Source organism: Paucibacter sp. M5-1, assembly GCF_027498415.2.
Classification (GTDB): domain Bacteria; phylum Pseudomonadota; class Gammaproteobacteria; order Burkholderiales; family Burkholderiaceae_C; genus Roseateles_E.
Window position 1 is genome coordinate 2,386,025 of record NZ_JAPZLM020000001.1, and the last position, 16,408, is coordinate 2,402,432.

Annotated in this window: 15 protein-coding genes; 10 read left to right on the top strand and 5 right to left on the bottom strand. The window is 63.0% G+C overall.

The genetic code is table 11. The annotated features are described in order from the left end of the window. Nucleotides 1-31: 31 nt before the first annotated feature. From O5M90_RS11155 to O5M90_RS11180, 6 genes are all read left to right on the top strand, one after another. The gene (locus tag O5M90_RS11155; RefSeq protein ID WP_269841108.1) at nucleotides 32-541 is read left to right on the top strand and encodes a DUF4148 domain-containing protein; all 510 of its coding nucleotides are present in this window, start codon (nucleotides 32-34) and stop codon (nucleotides 539-541) included. 199 nt (nucleotides 542-740) lie between these two features. Next, a complete protein-coding gene (locus O5M90_RS11160) occupies nucleotides 741-1,523 on the top strand; it encodes a HipA family kinase (protein ID WP_269841109.1) in 783 nt (260 codons plus the stop codon). After that, nucleotides 1,501-1,962: a DUF3037 domain-containing protein gene (locus O5M90_RS11165; protein ID WP_269841110.1), complete on the top strand. Its 462-nt coding sequence runs from the start codon at nucleotides 1,501-1,503 to the stop codon at nucleotides 1,960-1,962. Before O5M90_RS11160 ends, O5M90_RS11165 begins: the two co-directional genes overlap by 23 nt. A gap of 434 nt (nucleotides 1,963-2,396) precedes the next feature. Continuing rightward, nucleotides 2,397-2,831, top strand: a complete 435-nt coding sequence (locus O5M90_RS11170) for a hypothetical protein (protein ID WP_269841111.1) — start codon at nucleotides 2,397-2,399, stop codon at nucleotides 2,829-2,831. Between the two features lie 53 nt (nucleotides 2,832-2,884). Continuing rightward, a complete protein-coding gene (locus O5M90_RS11175; protein WP_269841112.1) occupies nucleotides 2,885-3,310 on the top strand; it encodes a DUF4148 domain-containing protein in 426 nt (141 codons plus the stop codon). Nucleotides 3,311-3,427: 117 nt separating this feature from the next. Then, nucleotides 3,428-3,925 carry a MarR family winged helix-turn-helix transcriptional regulator gene (locus O5M90_RS11180; RefSeq protein WP_269841113.1) on the top strand — a complete coding sequence of 166 codons (498 nt, stop codon included), beginning with the start codon at nucleotides 3,428-3,430 and terminating at the stop codon, nucleotides 3,923-3,925. Nucleotides 3,926-4,350: 425 nt separating this feature from the next. Here O5M90_RS11180 and O5M90_RS11185 read toward each other — a convergent pair whose 3' ends face one another. The 3 genes from O5M90_RS11185 to O5M90_RS11195 form a co-directional block, all read right to left on the bottom strand. After that, nucleotides 4,351-4,533 (bottom strand): hypothetical protein, encoded by a 183-nt coding sequence (locus O5M90_RS11185; protein WP_269841114.1) that lies wholly within the window; start codon nucleotides 4,531-4,533, stop codon nucleotides 4,351-4,353. Nucleotides 4,534-4,795: 262 nt separating this feature from the next. Further along, on the bottom strand, nucleotides 4,796-7,564 hold the full coding sequence (locus O5M90_RS11190) for a di-heme oxidoredictase family protein (RefSeq protein WP_269841115.1): 2,769 nt from the start codon (nucleotides 7,562-7,564) through the stop codon (nucleotides 4,796-4,798). Between the two features lie 448 nt (nucleotides 7,565-8,012). Continuing rightward, nucleotides 8,013-8,534, bottom strand: coding sequence for a hypothetical protein (locus O5M90_RS11195; protein WP_269841116.1), 522 nt, complete (start codon nucleotides 8,532-8,534; stop codon nucleotides 8,013-8,015). A 748-nt stretch (nucleotides 8,535-9,282) separates the two neighbouring features. On the opposite strand from O5M90_RS11195, the gene O5M90_RS11200 reads away from it, so the two are divergent. After that, nucleotides 9,283-12,009 carry an ATP-binding protein gene (locus tag O5M90_RS11200; RefSeq protein ID WP_269841117.1) on the top strand — a complete coding sequence of 909 codons (2,727 nt, stop codon included), beginning with the start codon at nucleotides 9,283-9,285 and terminating at the stop codon, nucleotides 12,007-12,009. 44 nt (nucleotides 12,010-12,053) lie between these two features. Here O5M90_RS11200 and O5M90_RS11205 read toward each other — a convergent pair whose 3' ends face one another. Then, nucleotides 12,054-12,758 carry a pirin family protein gene (locus tag O5M90_RS11205; RefSeq protein WP_269841356.1) on the bottom strand — a complete coding sequence of 235 codons (705 nt, stop codon included), beginning with the start codon at nucleotides 12,756-12,758 and terminating at the stop codon, nucleotides 12,054-12,056. Nucleotides 12,759-13,305: 547 nt separating this feature from the next. Between O5M90_RS11205 and O5M90_RS11210 the strand changes: the two genes are divergently transcribed. Then, the gene (locus O5M90_RS11210; protein ID WP_269841118.1) at nucleotides 13,306-13,614 is read left to right on the top strand and encodes a hypothetical protein; all 309 of its coding nucleotides are present in this window, start codon (nucleotides 13,306-13,308) and stop codon (nucleotides 13,612-13,614) included. Between the two features lie 128 nt (nucleotides 13,615-13,742). Here O5M90_RS11210 and O5M90_RS11215 read toward each other — a convergent pair whose 3' ends face one another. Beyond that, on the bottom strand, nucleotides 13,743-14,426 hold the full coding sequence (locus O5M90_RS11215; protein WP_269841119.1) for a TetR/AcrR family transcriptional regulator: 684 nt from the start codon (nucleotides 14,424-14,426) through the stop codon (nucleotides 13,743-13,745). A 171-nt stretch (nucleotides 14,427-14,597) separates the two neighbouring features. On the opposite strand from O5M90_RS11215, the gene O5M90_RS11220 reads away from it, so the two are divergent. Both O5M90_RS11220 and O5M90_RS11225 read left to right on the top strand, forming a co-directional pair. Beyond that, nucleotides 14,598-15,356 (top strand): SDR family NAD(P)-dependent oxidoreductase, encoded by a 759-nt coding sequence (locus O5M90_RS11220; RefSeq protein WP_269841120.1) that lies wholly within the window; start codon nucleotides 14,598-14,600, stop codon nucleotides 15,354-15,356. A 55-nt stretch (nucleotides 15,357-15,411) separates the two neighbouring features. Further along, a complete protein-coding gene (locus O5M90_RS11225; RefSeq protein WP_269841121.1) occupies nucleotides 15,412-16,377 on the top strand; it encodes an SDR family NAD(P)-dependent oxidoreductase in 966 nt (321 codons plus the stop codon). Nucleotides 16,378-16,408 lie beyond the last annotated feature (31 nt).

A 16,408-nucleotide genomic window follows, 5' to 3' on the forward strand; every position in this document is an offset into this window, starting at 1 on the left:
TCCCCTCCACCCTCACATTGAAGGACTCGCCATGAAAGCCTCATCCCACCTCACGCTTGCCATCTTCATGACGGCACTTTGCGCCGGCGCCGGTGCCGGCGCTGCTGAACTCACCCGCGCACAAGTGATTGCCGAGTTTCATGCGGCTCGACTGCACGGAGACATCCAGGTAGGCGAAAGCAGTCTTACGCTGCGGGAGCGCTTTCCCCAGTTGTACCCTGCTGCCACCCAGCCAGCGGTCGCCTTGTCGCGCGCCCGAGTGAAAGCCGAGCTCGAGTCGGCACGCCGCAATGGAGATCTGGCCCACCAGATCACAGGTGAACGCCTTAACGAACGCTATCCGCAGTTGTACCTGCGGCAACCGCAGGGCCTGGGCAAGACCCGCGCCCAGGTGCAAGCCGAACTTGCCGAAGCCCGCCGTACCGGCGATCTGGAAGTCGACGAGAGCGGCCTGACGCTGTACGAACGTTTCCCTGGTCGCTACGCCGACGCCCGTGCCCAGCAGGAGGCTCGCTCCGCCGCCTCGTCTAGTAGCCTGTGATGCCCGCCGCATCCAAATACAAGATAGCCACGTACCCGATGGCCGCAATGTGACTGGCAGTGCGGCCATCTCTGTTGGCGCCGGCAAAGTGAACAAGGATCACGGTAGCCTTACCCAACGGATTCATGCAGAACTTCGAACTTCAAAGTGTCAAAATGAGAGTATCGAAGTACCCAGGCGCCGGCCGAATGGCAAGCCCATGAACATCAGAAGCATTGCAGCGACGCGCTACATCACTCCGCTTAGAGAAGGCGGGTCTCTGCCCGGCCTTGTGGAAGCAGACGACCAAGGGCTCTACGTCCTCAAATTTCACGGGGCTGGCCAAGGGCGTAAAGCACTGATCGCTGAGCTGATCGTGGGTGAGTTGGGCCGCGCTGCGGGCCTACCGGTCCCAGAGATAGTGCTGATGCACCTCGATGCTGACCTTTCAAAGACAGAAGGAGATCCTGAGATCCAGAGTCTTCTACGAAATAGTGCGGGGCTGAACCTGGCTTTGGACTATCTGCCGGGATCAGTCACCTTCGACCCGCTCATCTGCCACATCCCTGAGAGCCTGGCTTCGAGGGTCGTATGGCTCGACGCATTTGCCATGAATGTAGATCGTTCCGCTCGCAACACGAACATGCTGATGTGGCATCGCGGCCTTTGGCTGATCGACCATGGCGCTGCGCTCTATGTTCACCACCAGGACGAGACATTTGTGGGCAATTCCGGCTCGCCTTTCGCGCTCGTCAAGGAGCACGTCCTATTGTCATGGGCCACGGCGCTGCGAGAGGCGGATGCCGAAATGCGTCAACGCCTCAGTGGCGACGTGGTGGATGATGTGGTCGATGCCGTGCCGGAGGCCTGGCTTACGGATGCTGAAGGTGCCATAGAGCCGCAGGCGAGGCGGGATAACTATCGACAGTTCCTGAAGGCGCGCCTTCAGAGTTCGCACATTTTTGTTGAGGAGGCGATCCGTGCCCAGTCCATGCACGTATGACTACGCCATCGTGCGCGTCGTGCCGAACGTCGAGCGGGAGGAGTTCGTCAATGCTGGCGTCATCGTCTGCTGCCTGAGCCGGGGTTTCTTGAGGGCTCGCATCGAGTTGGACGAGGCAAGGTTACGGCTGTTGTCTCCTGACGCTGACATCGCTCTCATCCGCACGGCGCTGAACGCGATACCCACGATCTGTGAAGGTGGAAAGCAGGCTGGCGCAATTGGGCAGCTGTCCCCGCGTCAGCGTTTTGACTGGCTGGTTGCCCCCCGCAGCACCAGCATTCAGACGTCTGTCGCTCACGCAGGACGTACCGAAGATCCCGAGGTCGCGTTGGAGCGCCTTCTGGACCGCATGGTGCGGGCGCCTCGCAGTGCCATTGATGCCCGAAAGCAGTTTCCAAGCGGGCAGGAGATCAAGTTTCTCGACCCGAACCACGGTTGAGCAGCCATAGGCTGGCATCTGATAGTGCCATTCTTGATCGGAGCGCCGGAGTGGCGTATCGCCTCGACCGGATCTGTCAGCAACCCATCGATCGGAAGGAGAGTCCGTCATGGAGATTACGTCGGGCCTACCCAATCATCAGGGGGTCTACGGAGGCGTCAGTGGCCCGGTCATCTGATCCAATGGTAACCAAGGATGCAATGTCTGGATGGGGGCCGGTCCTGGTACGGTCTGTCCATGCAATCGACTCAATAGAAAAGAAAATTGAAATTTAACTTGCGCGATAATCATTTGCGCGCTACATTAATACCCATCGGCGCTACGGAGTGATGTCCACCTCGCAGCGTCGGCCGGAAGCAGCGGTTCGCCGCAGCCTCTTCACAACCTCTCTCACCCGCCATACCGTTAGCACATTAACCATTAAGGAGCTCACCATGTCCAAATTCATCGTCACCGCCGCTGCCGCTACTATCTTCGCTGGCATCGTGTCCTTCTCCGGTCCGGCCAGCGCTCAAGCAGCAGAAGGTGCGTTCACCCGCGCCGATGTCGTTGCTCAGTTGACCGCTGCGCGGGCATCCGGCGAACTGGCTCGGATCCAGAGCGAGAACGGCGTGTACAGCGCTCGCGAATTGGGCAACGGCGCTTCCAGCGTGTCCCGGGCTTCGGTGGTCGAGGCGCTGCAGCGGGCTCGGGCAAGCGGCGAACTGGATGCCACCTATCGCGAGTCGTACGCCCCTCAGTTCCTGAACACGCCGACACTCGTTGCGAAGTCCACCCTCACCCGTGAGGACGTGAAGGCCGACCTGGCACGAGCCCGCAACAGCGGCGAGTTCGCACGCCACTTCGGCAAGGACAGCCAAGCTTTCTGATCAGCCTCATCGCGTTTGAATTAATTAGCACACTAACCTTTAAGGAAGTCATCATGTCCAAGTCCATCTCCTCCATCGCCCTGTCCGTCATCATCGGTACCGTTTTCAGCGTTGCCAACGTCCACGCCCAGACGCAAGATCGCCCGCTGACACGCGCTGAAGTCATTGCTGAGCTGGTCGAAGCGCGGAGCTCCGGCGAACTCCAACGCTTGCACAGCGAAGGCGGCTCCTACGGCAGTCTGGAGTTGAACAGCCGCCCCTCGACGGTCAGCCGCTCAAGCGTGATTGCCGAACTGGAGCGGGCCCGCAGCGCCGGCGAGCTGAAACACGCTTTCCGCGAATCTGGCAGCTATCTGCCTGACAGCGTGCGCGCGACCAGCACATTGACGCGTGAACAGGTCAAAGCGGAGCTCGAGCGCGCACGCCGGTCGGGCGAGTTCGCCCGGCTGAACAGCAACAACAGCCACTTCGCGCTGTGAACCCGGAAGGCGGTTGCACCCCCACCCCGCCTTGATCGCGCGGTGGGAGCGCAAGCCGGACATAGAACCGGTTGCTCTCACCCTGCCCTATCATCCAGCCCCTCAAGGAGTCCCCGCATGACCAGTGCATCCGCTTCACGTAAGACTGCAGCCGCCAGCAATGCCAGCGCTTGCGACAGCACCGTGGTGCTCGAAGACCAGCTCTGTTTTTCGCTCTACACCAGCGCCCTGGCGATGATGCAGGTCTACAAACCGATGCTGGAACGACTGGGGCTGACTTACCCGCAGTTTCTGGTGATGACGGCGCTATGGCAGGCGGACGGCGCCACCGTCAAACAACTTGCCGAACGGATTCACCAGGACTCCGGTTCGCTCACGCCGTTGATCAAGCGCTTGGAGGCCGCCGGCTACCTGGAGCGCAACCGCGATACCCGTGACGAGCGCAACCTGTGCATCACGCTCACCCCCAAGGGGCGTGCGCTCCAGGCGGATGGCCGCGCCGTGAGCCAGCAGTTCGCCGCGACCTGTCGGCTGTCGTCCAAGGAAGCCATCGGGATGCGGGACGGGTTGCGCTCGCTGGAGTCGCGACTACGCGACCAGCGCGATGGCAGCTGACCTCGACTGAGGTCTCCGATCACTCGTGCGCCGCATGGACGGGCACCCCTAAACAGCATGCCGCGAACGGAGCACCTCCAGATGACGGCAAATCCGATTCGCATTAGGCGGACGGGCCGAGCCCTCCTCCCGTGATGGCATAGCTGTCTTAGCGCAGCACCGGACGGTCTGACGAAAACGCACTCGGCAACGCCGTCGGCACCTTCACTGCGGCGTGGGCTCACCGATGCGTCGCTAAACCCAGCGCTGCCCGCGACGGACGTCGGCGCGCGCTCAAACGGCGCCGCTATCCCGTCCACGAAAACACACACCCGCTGGCTCCGATACAGGTTGGCTGCATAGGTGACATGGATGGGCAGGGGCTCGAGGTGGCATTCCCTCAGAAGTGGTACCAGATCCCCGGTATCAAGCTGCGGCTGAACACGTTAGCGCGGAGCGCGCATCACTCCCAGGCCCGCCTGGCAGGCGGCGACGGCCACTTTGACATCGTCAAAAGCGTAGGGGCCGTGACCATAGACCTCTACCTCCTCGTCTTCGCTCAGGAAGACGAAGGTCGGCGTGCCGGCCGCGCGGGCATTGAAATAGCTCAGCACCACATGTCTAGCCAAACGACGCGCCGGGGAGAAAGCGCCGCGGAGCCTCGGCGGTCGGCTATGGGCAGGCTCGAACGACGGTCTGAGTGCATCATTTTCGTTCTCGGTGCCTTGTGAGAATGAGAGTGGAACGGACGCTCGCCAATGCAAGCAATGGGATGAACGCCCCCAAAGCGCAGACGGCATCGAAGTGCCATAGTGGATGCGTCAACAAGCACTCGATCGCAAGAAGCGTCCACCATGGAGATCACGACGATACGCCCGCCGCGTCCTAAGCTCACAGTGAGTTGAGGAAGGCCAGCAAGGCCTCGCGATCCGTCTTGGACAGGGCCTCGAAGCGCTGCCGGCTCGCCGTTGCCTCGCCGCCGTGCCAGAGGATGGCTTCGGTCAGGGTGCGGGCCCGGCCGTCATGCAGATAGCCCACCTTGCCGGCATTACCGGCGACCCGTTCGGTGTAGCCGATGCCCCAGAGCGCCGGCGTGCGCCACATGCTGCCTGTGGCCTGCCCCTCGACCAGGTTGTCGGCCAGTTCGGCCCCCATGTCGTGCAGCAGCAGGTCGGTGTAGGGCTTGATGATCTGGTTGCGCAGCTCTGAAAACTCAGAACCGCTGCCCGTCTTCATCTCGCTGACATGGCAGGCGGTGCAACGGTTGTTCTGGAAGATCTTGGCGCCTGCGGCCACCTGGGTCGGATTGACGTCCAGGTAGGGCAGCGGGGCCACGCCCTTGGGGAAGCCGCTGGCCACGCTGCGCTGCGCCGGCACGGCCAGCAGGCCCAGGTAGCGCGTGATCAGAGTCAGGTCGTCCTCGGACAGGCCCCGTTCGACCTTGGCCGGCGCGCACTGGCCCATCAGGCAATCGCGGTTCGGGTAGACCGGGCTGGTGACCGACATGTCGAGCAGGGCCGCGTTGGCGGCCTGGTGGCGCAGGCTGACCTTGGAGGCCTTCCAGCCGTAGCGGCCCAGCTTCACCGCGCCGGTCTCCGGGTCGTAGGCGTAGTTGGCCTGGCCTTTGACGCCATCGGCGTCAGGCGTGCTGCGCACGCGCGAGAGGATCTCGGCGTCGGAGACGGCTTCCAGCAGGCCCATGCCTATCATCGGCTGGGCGCTGCGCAGCGAGAACACGCTGGGCGTCGGCCCGTCGAATGCGACCCTGGGCTTGCTCAGCGTCACCGCGGTGCCGTCCGGCAGCGTCACAGTCTTCAGGTCGAAGCCCGCCACACGCACGCCGGTGCCCCAGTCCTGCGCGGCGCCGGTGGCGAGCGAGCGCGCATTCATCTGGACGGCCATGCCGTAGATCGGATGCGGCACCTGCTGCCCGCTGGCGTCGGTCGTCGCGGCGCGCACCGCCATCGTGTCGAGCCGCTGGTTGATCGCGCTCGGCGCCAGGCTGCGGCCGTTGCCGATGTGGCAGGCGAAGCAGGTGGCCTGGTTGAAGCGCGGGCCTTGCAGGCCGACGCCCGCCTGGTTCCGGTCGTTGCCGCTCTCGTTGTGATCGCCGGTCCACATATGGGTGTGGATCCAGCGGCGCCCTTCCATGAAGCGCTGCATGTTCTGCATGCCGATCTGGTTGTTCGGCTGCTGGAACATAAAGCTCGCGTTGTCAGCGTAGTCATAGGACACCGAACCGAGGCCGCCCTGCAGGGTGTCCTCCGGCAGCGGCGCGTTCATCAGGCGTGGCTGCACGCCGTACCAGGGGCGCAGGCCGCTGCCCACCACATAGGTCACCTCGTTGGTGTAGTAGCGGAAGGCGCCGCTGTCGCCGATCGCGTCCATCGCCGCGCGGGTCGAGAAGAACGAGCCGGTGAACTCGATCGCGTCGCCCACCTTCAGCGCACGCGAGGCCACGCTGGCGCCGTTCGGCGCCATCACGCCGTTGGCGTTGGCGGCCAGCGCCCGGTGGCCGGGATAGCTGTCGAGCACGACGCTGCAGCCGTCGTTGGCGCCCTTGACGCCCTTGTAGCCGCCGTTCGGATTGAGCAGTGCGTCCTGCGGCGGCTTTGCGACGATGGCGCAAGCGGCCACATCGTTGAAGCCTGCCGTGTAGGTCGAGCGGTCCAGCAATTCTCCGGGTGACATCCAGCCATAGCCCGTCACACCGGGTTCGTCGAAGCGCCGGAAGAAAGAGTGGCCGCCGCCCCGCTGTGCCTGCTGGTAATACTGGTTGACGACGATGGTCGGCTTGGTGACACCGGCGACCCGGCTGTTGTCGATGAACTCCACGCCCCAGGTGCGGTTCTTGAAGTAGTTGGCGACGAAGTTCAGGTGGGCGCCCGGACCCTTGTCCTGCGGCTTGCCTGTCGCGTCGACGGTCTCGTTGACACCGTAGCCGATCTCGTTCCAGTCCTCGCCACGCTCGCGCGCGTGGCGGGAGCGGCCCACCATGCCGAAGCGGGTGACCAGGGTGCCATCGGGCAGCGAGAACTGCACCGTTTCCAGCGGTGCCTGCGCGGCGGGCGGGGGCGCGAGTGCGGCCCCGTTGGCCGGAAACGGCAACGCCGCCGTGGCGAGCACCGGCAGTGAGTTGTCGCTGCCCGGCGATTTGAATGTCACCTCGAACAAGGAGTAGCCATACTGCGTGGCTCGCGCGACCCCTTGCAGTCGCACATAGCGCACATGGGCGTTAAGGTTGAAGAACTCCTCGGTGCCGCCCTTGCCGCCCACCACGTAGCGGATCTGATACCAGGTCTGGCCATCGTCCGAGCCCTGCAGCGCGTACTCCTTGCCGTGCGCGTTCTCCCACGACAACTTCATATAGCCCAATTGGGTCTTGGTGCCGAAATCGAACTGGATCCACGCGGCATCGTCTGCGGCGCTGGACCAGCGCGTGGTCTTGCTGCCGTCGATGGCCAGGGCGGCCGTGTGGGCGCCCTCGACGGCCGACGAGGTCGCCGCGGCCACCTTCACCGCCACGCCCGGCTTGCTGAGGTCGATGCTGCCGACCGGCAATTGCTGCGCGGGCGGGAGGGTCGGGGTTGCCACCGGCGTGGGCGTGGGCAAGGCCATCCGCGCGGCCACCGGTGCGGGCTCCAGAACGGGCTCCGCCATAGGCGACGAGGCCGGTATGGCCGGGAGCACGGGTGCGGGCGCTCCACCGAGGGGCGGCGCGTCTGCGGGCGGCGATGTCTCGCCGCCACCGCCACATGCGGTAAGCGCGGTGGCAAGCGCGACGAGCACGGCTGACGGGCCCCACGGATGACGAGGTGCGTGACGTTGCCGGCCGGCAGCCACGGCCCCGGCGATGATGGTCTTGCTGTTCATGTTCAATTCCCTCGGAGCTGCGTGCTGACAACGGGAGAAGGCGACCGAAAGCCGTCCCGCCGTTAGCTATCGCTTTGTTTATCTATTCTTTGTTGTCTGCCTGGCGACGAAGGCCGGCCGACTGCGCGAGATGGTGTCAGTGCCCATGTCTAGGCTGATGTCGAGTTGTAAGCGGATATGAATGGCGAGGCACGCACAGTCTGCGGACGCCGACACAGCGGCGCCCGCGGCAGTGTCAGCAAGTAGCCACATAGCGGTCGGCACGCGCGGCGTTGATCACCGCCGCCGGATCGATTGACACCATCGCCGCAGGGCTAGCGTTTTGCAGCCAGCCATTGGATGTCGCGAACCACTCAGCGAGTTCGCCATCATCGAAGACATCGTGCAGTTCACGAATTGCATGCTCGACGCCGCAAAGCACAACGAGCAAGTCGGTGTCAAACTGGAACAACGGCAACCAGCGCTCACCTCGCGCCTCAAAGCTGACCACCCGACGGTCGACAATCCATCGCGCAAGAACCGAAAGCGGTTGGTCGTATCTATCCCGCAGCGGAGCAAGAAGTTCTTCGGTATTGACCAGGCCACCGGTTTCATGGAACAGCTTTTGCAGCCGCCACAGCAACGAACTCGGGTCGAACGACGGGGAGCAGATCGCTGGCGCCGGACGCGTGATCGGCCAGGCAGTCGGGGAGCTGCCCCCAAGCACCGGCTGTTGAAGGTCTAGCAGCGATCGTGCAGAACGCATCAGTAAGGACATGACATCTCCACCGACGTTGGTTTGACGATGCCGACGAGCACGGGACGGTGCCTCACCTGCGAAAGCCTCCGAACAACGAATTCAGACGAATCAACCATCGGCTGGTCTCAGTAGTAGCAACCAGCGCCGGAAGCGGCGTTGGTTGCCGTAAGCGGGCAGAAGTGAGCCGGCTTCTGGTCCCGACGGAAAGGGTTACTGATTTGCGGCTAAAAAATGGCATGGTGAGCTCCTGGCTTTGCATGTCGACACCGCTCAGCAAGAAAGGCTGGCCCCGGCATGCAGGATCGGCCAACTGCAAAACTGCAGCGAGCGAAAGCGACATGACAGGATGGCGCGATGCTCCTGCTGGCGCATCTGCCGGAAGTAGCAGACGCGCATCGTGCGAGAGGCCACGCCAAGGGGTCAGCTTTGGCCAGCTACTCCATGTCAGCCGACTTCGCGACCGTCTCAGCATCGAGATCACGAGCGGGTTCGGATCACCGCTCGAACAGTCTTGACGCGACGGTCGTTCAGCAACAGCGCGGCGGCCTTGCGACTGCGGCGATCTCCCACTTCTGCCGTGGGGCAGGGCACAACCCGGCTAGGTGGCGCAAGCGCACCAAAATGGAGCCTTTAGAGGTCGCAGTTCTGACCCTACAATAATTAACAATTGAGGAGTCTAGGGAGCGGACACCTATCGAACGATGGTAACTAAGCAGGGTAGAGAGTGGAGCCAAAGCAAGCTTTGCAGTTTGGAGCTTTTACGCTTGTGCCGACGCAACGCCTGCTGCTCGAGGGGAGTGCACCTGTCCGCGTGGGCGGCCGCGCTTTAGACATCCTGATCGTTCTGGTCGAGGCCGCGGGGAAGGTCGTCAGCCGTGAGGAACTGATGGCCAGTGTGTGGAAAAAGGTGGTCGTCGACGAAGGCAGCCTGCGCGTTCACGTCGCAGCATTGAGGCGGGCCTTGGGCGACGACGGAGACACCCGCCGCTACATCGTCAATATCCCCGGTCGCGGCTATTCGTTCGTTGGGCACGTTTCGCGGTCCGCGCCGGACAACATGACCGGAACCGAGCCGAAGCCGCATGAGGGGCGCAGAGATCTGCCGCCCCTACTGGTCAATGTTGTCGGACGCGACGACGCGATCCGGGAAGTCTGCTGCATGGTCGCTGAGCATCGCCTGGTGACGGTCGTTGGTGCAGGCGGCGTCGGCAAGACGACGGTTGCTGTCGCCGCAGCGACGCAACTTGCAGCACTCTACCGGGACGGTGCGCGTTTCGTCGATCTCGCACCGCTTACAGATGCGCGTCAGGTCACCAACGTCTGGGCGAATGCCATTGACCCCTCGCAGCCCGTCTCGGACGAGCGAGAGCTGGGTGCACTGTCCGCAAATCTGCAGATGTTGATCGTGCTCGACAACTGCGAGCATGTCGTGCAGGCAGCGGCAACAGTGGCCGAGGCGGTGCTAGCTTCGGCGCCAGGCGTGCACATCCTCGCGACCAGCCGTGAACCGCTGCGCGCGACCGAAGAGTGGGTCAACCGGCTGGCTTCGTTGGCACTTCCTCCCGCTATGGAGCGATTGACGGCCAAGCAGGCCAACGCGTTCGCCGCAGTCCAGCTCTTCACCCAGCGCACCGCTGCGACCTTGTCGGGGTTCGCCCTCGCCGATGAAGATGTGCCCCATGTCACCGAGATCTGCTGGCGCCTTGATGGCATCCCGCTGGCTATAGAACTTGCTGCGGGACGGGTCGCGCAATTGGGGCTTCGCAGCCTGTCCGAGCGGCTGGAAGACCGATTTGACGTACTGACCAAGGGGCTCAGTACGGCGCTGCCGCGGCAGCAGACGCTTCACGCGGCGATCGATTGGAGCTATGAACTCCTGTCTGAGCAGCAGAAAGCCGTACTCAGGCGGCTCTCGATCTTCGCCGGCGCGTTCTCGTTCGATTCCGCCGTCGCGGTCTGCGAGGACGAATTAGCGGCCGATCCTCGCGATGCGATCGACGAGTTGGTTCTGAAGTCGCTGGTCACAATCGACACGGGTACCGACATCGCACGCTATCGCTTGCTCGAGGTGACCCGCGCCTTTGCACTCGAGAAGCTCAAGGACGCGGATGAACTGGCGGCGGCGTCTCGCAGTCATGCGCAGCACGTGTGCAGCGTGTTCGAAAGGCTGGAAGCCGAGTTGCCGCTCGATCGCGCCGTTGGCGATGCAGGACAGGCGCGTTGGATCGATGACATCCAGCTCGCGGTGCAAGCGAGTTTCTCCACACTACGTGATCCGGGTCTCGGCGTGCGGCTGCTGGCGGCCACCGCTCCGGTCTGGTACCAGCGCTCGCTGATGGACGAGTATCGGACGAGGGCCGAAGAGGCTCTCGAAAAAGCAGGTGATCTTGCCGAGCACCAGGAGGCTACTCTAATGCGCTTGTGGCTTGCGCTCGGCGTCTGCTACTGGTACACGATGGGGGTAGGCCCAGAGCAGGCGCGAGCATTCGAACGAACCTACGACATCGCACACCGGTCGCAGAACGTTGAGTTCGAGCGCATGGCCCTGTGGGGGCTGTGGATGGAGCGCAATGGATCGGCCCACTACGCCGCAGCGCTAGACCTGGCACGCAAGCATGTAGCGTTGACGCCACCCGGCACTGAACTCGGGGTCGAGATTCGGGGCAGGCGCATGATGCAGTTGTCGTTGCACTTCATGGGCGACCAGGCTTCGTCACGAGAAGAGGCGACCACGGCACTGCGCCTCCTCCGGCGTACCGACCATCGCGGCACACTTAGCCGATTTCTAATCGATCCCAACGTTTCGATCAACGCGGTCCTGTGCAGGATTCTGTGGGTTCAAGGCCTTCCCACTCAGGCGCTCGCGGCTGCCGCAGAGGCTGTGCAATCAGCGCGATCGACGCAACACGCGTTGACGCTGTGCTTCGCCCTGTGCACCCAATGCACGGTCTTGCTGTGGTGTGGGCGCTGGGCAGACCTGGCTTGTCAGGCCGACGCGCTGACGGAACTAGCATCGGACCGTAGCCTGAGTTACTGGAAGGCATGGGGACAGACCTTCAAGGACGCTCATGCCTATGGCGCGGAAGGCGTGGTCGTGCCGCAGTGGCGCAGTCCGTTTCTCGGTGCGCAGCAGCTTGAATTGATGGGAACCGTCAGCAACGAGTTCCTCGAAGTCGAGACCCTGGCCCGAGCGGAAGCAGACCAGTGCCCCTGGTGTGCGCCAGAGGTGCTACGCGCGCAAGGCGAGAAGCTGCTGCGCCAAGGCTCATCCCCGCAAGAGGCGGAACTATGGTTTGTACGTTCTCTGGAGTTGTCTCGATCGTCGGAGGCGCTATCCTGGGAGCTGCGGGCAGCCACGAGCCTGGCTCGATGCTGGTCAATCCAGAACCGGCGGGTCGAGGCAGCCGCATTGTTGACCGGCGTACTGGAGCGTTACACGGAAGGCTTTGACACGTTGGATGTGCAACGCGCCCGTGAGATGCTGCAAGCGTGACGAGAAAATCGTCACGCCAGGAGTCAGCGCGTCAGGTGAGGGCTTTAATGCGGTCTGAGATCGAAGATTAGCAGTTCGGCGCCGTCGCCATCCGAGACGATCAGCCCGGGCTCCTCGCGGACGCGGGCTCCGTCCCCGTCGCGCAACACCAAGCCATTGACCATCACGGTTCCCCGGGCAACATGCACGTAAGCATGCCGGCCAGCCGGAATCTCCAACGCTTGCGACTCGGCGCCGTCGAACAGGCCGGCGTAGACGCGCACGTCTTGGTGGACGCTCAGTGAGCCGTCCCGTCCATCCGGCGAGATGATCAGCCTGAGTCGACCGCGCTTGCTGTCGTCGGGGAAGTTAACCTGCTGGTAGCGCGGGGCTACGCCGCGTAGGGCGGGCACGATCCAGATTTGCAAGAAGTGCACCAACTCCGTCTTCGATTGGTTGAACTCGCTATGGGTAATGCCGGTGCCGGCACTCATCATCTGCACGTCGCCCGGCCTGATCACAGAGCCTGTGCCCATGCTGTCCTTGTGCTCCAACGCGCCTTCGAGCACGTACGAGAAGATTTCCATGTCTCGGTGCGGATGCTGGCCGAAGCCCTGGCCGCCGAGGACGCGGTCATCATTGATGACCAGCAGGTCAGAGAACCCGACCTGCGCGGGATCATGGTAGTTGCCGAAAGAAAATGTGTGGCGTGAACTCAGCCAACCGTGCTCGGCCACGCCTCGTTCAGAGGCTCTTCTTACTTCAATCATCGCGTGTTCCGGGTCTTTTTTCAGCAACCAATGCCAGTGCGTCTGCGCCCACTGGAATGCATCGCGGGAGAGATGGATTCGGCGACGGTTTCCAGCATCGCTCGTGCTCGATTCTTGTGGCGCACCGCTCGCGGCGCGGCACCCCTTGTGTCGCAACGCGTCTATACCGAAAGGCAGATGCCGCTGGGGGAATCGCGCGCAACGATCAAGCGCTACACCCGATCTAGTGTCACGTCATGAAACACGACGCGCTCCTGCATCCCGAACAATCACTTCACTGCTGGTGCCCACCAACATCATTCGCTGGGACTTCAAACTCGCGCCTGCGAACCACCTCCTGGGCGGGCAGCTCTAACTGAACTTCGCCGATGGCACAACGACCAAGACGGATCCGCTGGTCGGCGCCGACAGAGTCTGGTCGGGAGTTCGTCTGCTGCTGTCTGCTGCAACGCCCACCTTTACCAGCACGACTTCTATCGAGACCCGTCTCTTCAACGGCGACGGGCCACATAGTGCCAGCGCCGAGGCCATTGGCAGTGGCACGCTCATGGCGGTCGAGGCGGGCAAAGGCAACCTCGCCATGTGTGAAGGCGCAGAGTTGGGCCAAGCGCTCTGCGGTGATCCAAGCGACATGGAGACCGTACTGGCGGGGTATGAGTTGCCGTTCTTTACTCGCCGCGCCTCATTCGCAGAACAGACCGCACGGAACCATCGGCGCTTCTTTGGTGACGAAGCACCGCACAGTGTGGTGCCGCTGTTCACCGCGCACTGGTCGCGTCTCGCACCGCAGTCGCGGCAACCCGAGTACAGGGTGCATCCCGAAGAGGGCGCGCTGCTCAGCCCACGGCTGCTTTGAGATGTCCAACTGGCAACTGCTCCCGATGTCACCGTCGGGTCGTTCAGAGTTTTGGCGGTGAAGGGCCGCCATTGGTCATGAACAGCCAACCGGCCACGTAGGCCTTCAGGGAAACTGCTCAGGAACTCTCAGGCATGACGTTTGCGCGCTGGCTGGCGTTTTCCCACCGGAGGTACGGGCGCCAAGGGTGGCGGGGCAGCGCAGGCGAGCGCTTGCCGCGACCGACCACGGGACTGTTTGCTGGAGGAGCGATCGCTGCCGGGCCACGTCGAAAGTGCCTGATCGGCGACAGCGTTGAGCACCTCGCGGTCGTAGCCCGCCTTGGCCTGCACTGCCATGCCGTGAGTCACCGCGGAGACATAGGCCGCCAGCGCGGCACAGTTCGCATCGGCCGGCAGGTCCCCCTCGCGCTTGGCACGCTCAAAGCGCTCGCGCAACGTGGCTTCGGCCGCGACGCGGGCCTCGATCAGTGCACGGCGCACCGGCTCTGCATCGTCCGATCCTGCCAGAACGCCATGGATTGCCAGGCAACCGGTCCGCTCGGGGTCGCGCGTGTTCAGCTCCACAGCGTTGCGCAAGATGTGGGCGGCAACCTCTCGCGAAGTCGGCAGTTCCAACGCTGCGGGGTAGAACGCCGTGTAGTGCGTGTAGTAACGCTCCAGTGCCAAGCGGAACAGGGCCTCCTTGTTGCCGAAGGCCGAGTAGAGCGCGGGGCGCGCCACGCCTGTGGCCTGCGTGAGGTCCTTGTACGACGCACCCTCATAGCCCTTGCGCCAAAAGACGTCCAGCGCGGCGTCCAGCGCTTGGGTCACATCAAACTCACGTTGGCGTCCCATCTGTCAGATACCCCCATTTTTCGTAACGATCGATATTAAACCTCTTGACACTGCACGTCCAATTTAATAACGTTCGTTACCGTACTGATCGTTACGCTTCTCCCGATTCCCGGGAGGCATCGTCAGTCGTCCACGGAGACACGTTTCATGCAGCAATCCTTGAAGGGCAAAGTCGCACTTATCACCGGCGGTTCGCGCGGTCTTGGCGCCGCGACGGCCGCGCAGTTGGCCGCGCTCGGTGCCGACATCGCAATCACCTACGTCGCCTCTGCCGCGAAGGCGCAGGCGGTGGTCGACAAGTTGAAGGCCATGGGCGTCCGCGCGCTGGCTGTTCAAAGTGATCAGGCGGACACGACGGCAGCCAAGCACATGGTCGACCAAGTGCTCGCGCATTTCGGTCGGCTTGACATCCTCGTCAACAACGCAGCCATCGCAGTGCAAGGCAAGACGGTGGACGATCCGGCGCTTGACACGGTCAATCTCGACCGTCAGTGGCAGATCAACGTCATGGGTACAGTGGCCACGACACGCGCCGCGGCGCCTGTTCTATCCGACGGCGGTCGCATCATCTTCATCGGCTCGCTATTGGGCACCCACGTTCCGTTTGCCGGAGCAGCCGACTACGCGGGTAGCAAGGCGGCCCTTGTCGGCTACGCGAAGGGCGTGGCACGGGACTTGGGCGGCCGAGGTATCACCGTGAACGTGGTGCAGCCGGGCGTCATGCCGACTGACATGTCCGCAGAAGTTCTTGGGGACGGTGTTCCCGAGGCCCTCTTGAACCTGCACCCGATTCGCCGCATCGCCACGCTCGAGGAAGTGTCGGCATTGATCTGCTTCCTGGCCAGCCCGAACGGGGCATACATGACCGGCGGCGTGATCGACGTGTCCGGCGGCTTAGCCATCTGAGTACGGTAGATCAGCAACCGACACATTCCGCGAGCAACGTCCACAGGACCAAGAAGTGACCAAGAAATTTGATTCGAAATCGACTGCAGACGACGTGCTGAAAGGCTTTGACTTGAGGGGAAAGCGCTTCCTCATCACGGGAACATCCGCAGGCATCGGCGTCGAAACCGCGCGTTCGCTCGTTGCCCGCGGTGCTAGTGTCGTTGGCATGGTGAGGGATCTTGACAAGGCCAGGGCAGCCACTGCATCGGTGCAAAGCGCCGCCGCATCGTCGGGTGGCAGCTTCGAGTTGCTTGAACTCGATCTGGCATCCCTGAGCAGCGTGCGCACCTGCGCCCATGACCTGCTTGCAGACGGCCGTCCGTTCGAGGCGATCATCGCTAACGCGGGTGTGATGGCGACCCCGTTTGGTCGAACGGAAGATGGCTTCGAAGTCCAGTTCGCAACAAATTATCTGGGTCACTTTGCCTTGATCAATCTAATCGAACCGTTGCTCATCGACGGCGGGCGTCTTGTGATGTTGTCGTCTCAAGCGCATCGAGTCGCTGATGTGGATCTCGACGACCCAAACTTCACGCAGCAGGCCTACGACCCCTTCGTCGCTTACGGTCGATCAAAGACGGCCGAGACCTTGCTCGCTGTGGAGTTCGACAGGCGTCATCGCCATCGTGGCATCCGGGCAGCTGCGGTGATGCCCGGAAACAGCCTGACCGAACTGCCGCGCAACTTTTCAGCAGAACAGCTGCAGGGATTGTTCGAGACCGTTGGAAAGGCTCGCGCCGACGCGGGGCTACCACCCGGCGAACTGAAGGATGTCGCGCAGGCCGCAGCGACCTCGGTCTGGGCAGCCGTCGTGGCCGACGGTAACGAGATCGGCGGCCGCTACCTCGAAGACTGCGCGGTAGCGCCAGTCAATGATTTGCCAAACCCGTTCGCAGACGGCGTCAGGTCCTATGCGCTCGACGCTGGACGAGCCAGGCAGCTCTGGGCGAAGAGTGAAGAACTGGTGAGCGCGGCATGACGGCGGGTTGGCTTTGCCCGGCTGGCCAACC

Excerpts from the sequence above, each read along its gene's own strand:
- O5M90_RS11155 (WP_269841108.1), top strand. The coding sequence starts at position 32 with ATGAAAGCCTCATCCCACCTCACGCTTGCCATCTTCATGACGGCACTT.
- O5M90_RS11160 (WP_269841109.1), top strand. The coding sequence starts at position 741 with ATGAACATCAGAAGCATTGCAGCGACGCGCTACATCACTCCGCTTAGA.
- O5M90_RS11170 (WP_269841111.1), top strand. The coding sequence starts at position 2,397 with ATGTCCAAATTCATCGTCACCGCCGCTGCCGCTACTATCTTCGCTGGC.
- O5M90_RS11175 (WP_269841112.1), top strand. The coding sequence starts at position 2,885 with ATGTCCAAGTCCATCTCCTCCATCGCCCTGTCCGTCATCATCGGTACC.
- O5M90_RS11180 (WP_269841113.1), top strand. The coding sequence starts at position 3,428 with ATGACCAGTGCATCCGCTTCACGTAAGACTGCAGCCGCCAGCAATGCC.
- O5M90_RS11190 (WP_269841115.1), bottom strand. The coding sequence starts at position 7,564 with ATGGCGGAGCCCGTTCTGGAGCCCGCACCGGTGGCCGCGCGGATGGCC.
- O5M90_RS11195 (WP_269841116.1), bottom strand. The coding sequence starts at position 8,534 with ATGTCCTTACTGATGCGTTCTGCACGATCGCTGCTAGACCTTCAACAG.
- O5M90_RS11205 (WP_269841356.1), bottom strand. The coding sequence starts at position 12,758 with ATGATTGAAGTAAGAAGAGCCTCTGAACGAGGCGTGGCCGAGCACGGT.
- O5M90_RS11210 (WP_269841118.1), top strand. The coding sequence starts at position 13,306 with ATGGCGGTCGAGGCGGGCAAAGGCAACCTCGCCATGTGTGAAGGCGCA.
- O5M90_RS11220 (WP_269841120.1), top strand. The coding sequence starts at position 14,598 with ATGCAGCAATCCTTGAAGGGCAAAGTCGCACTTATCACCGGCGGTTCG.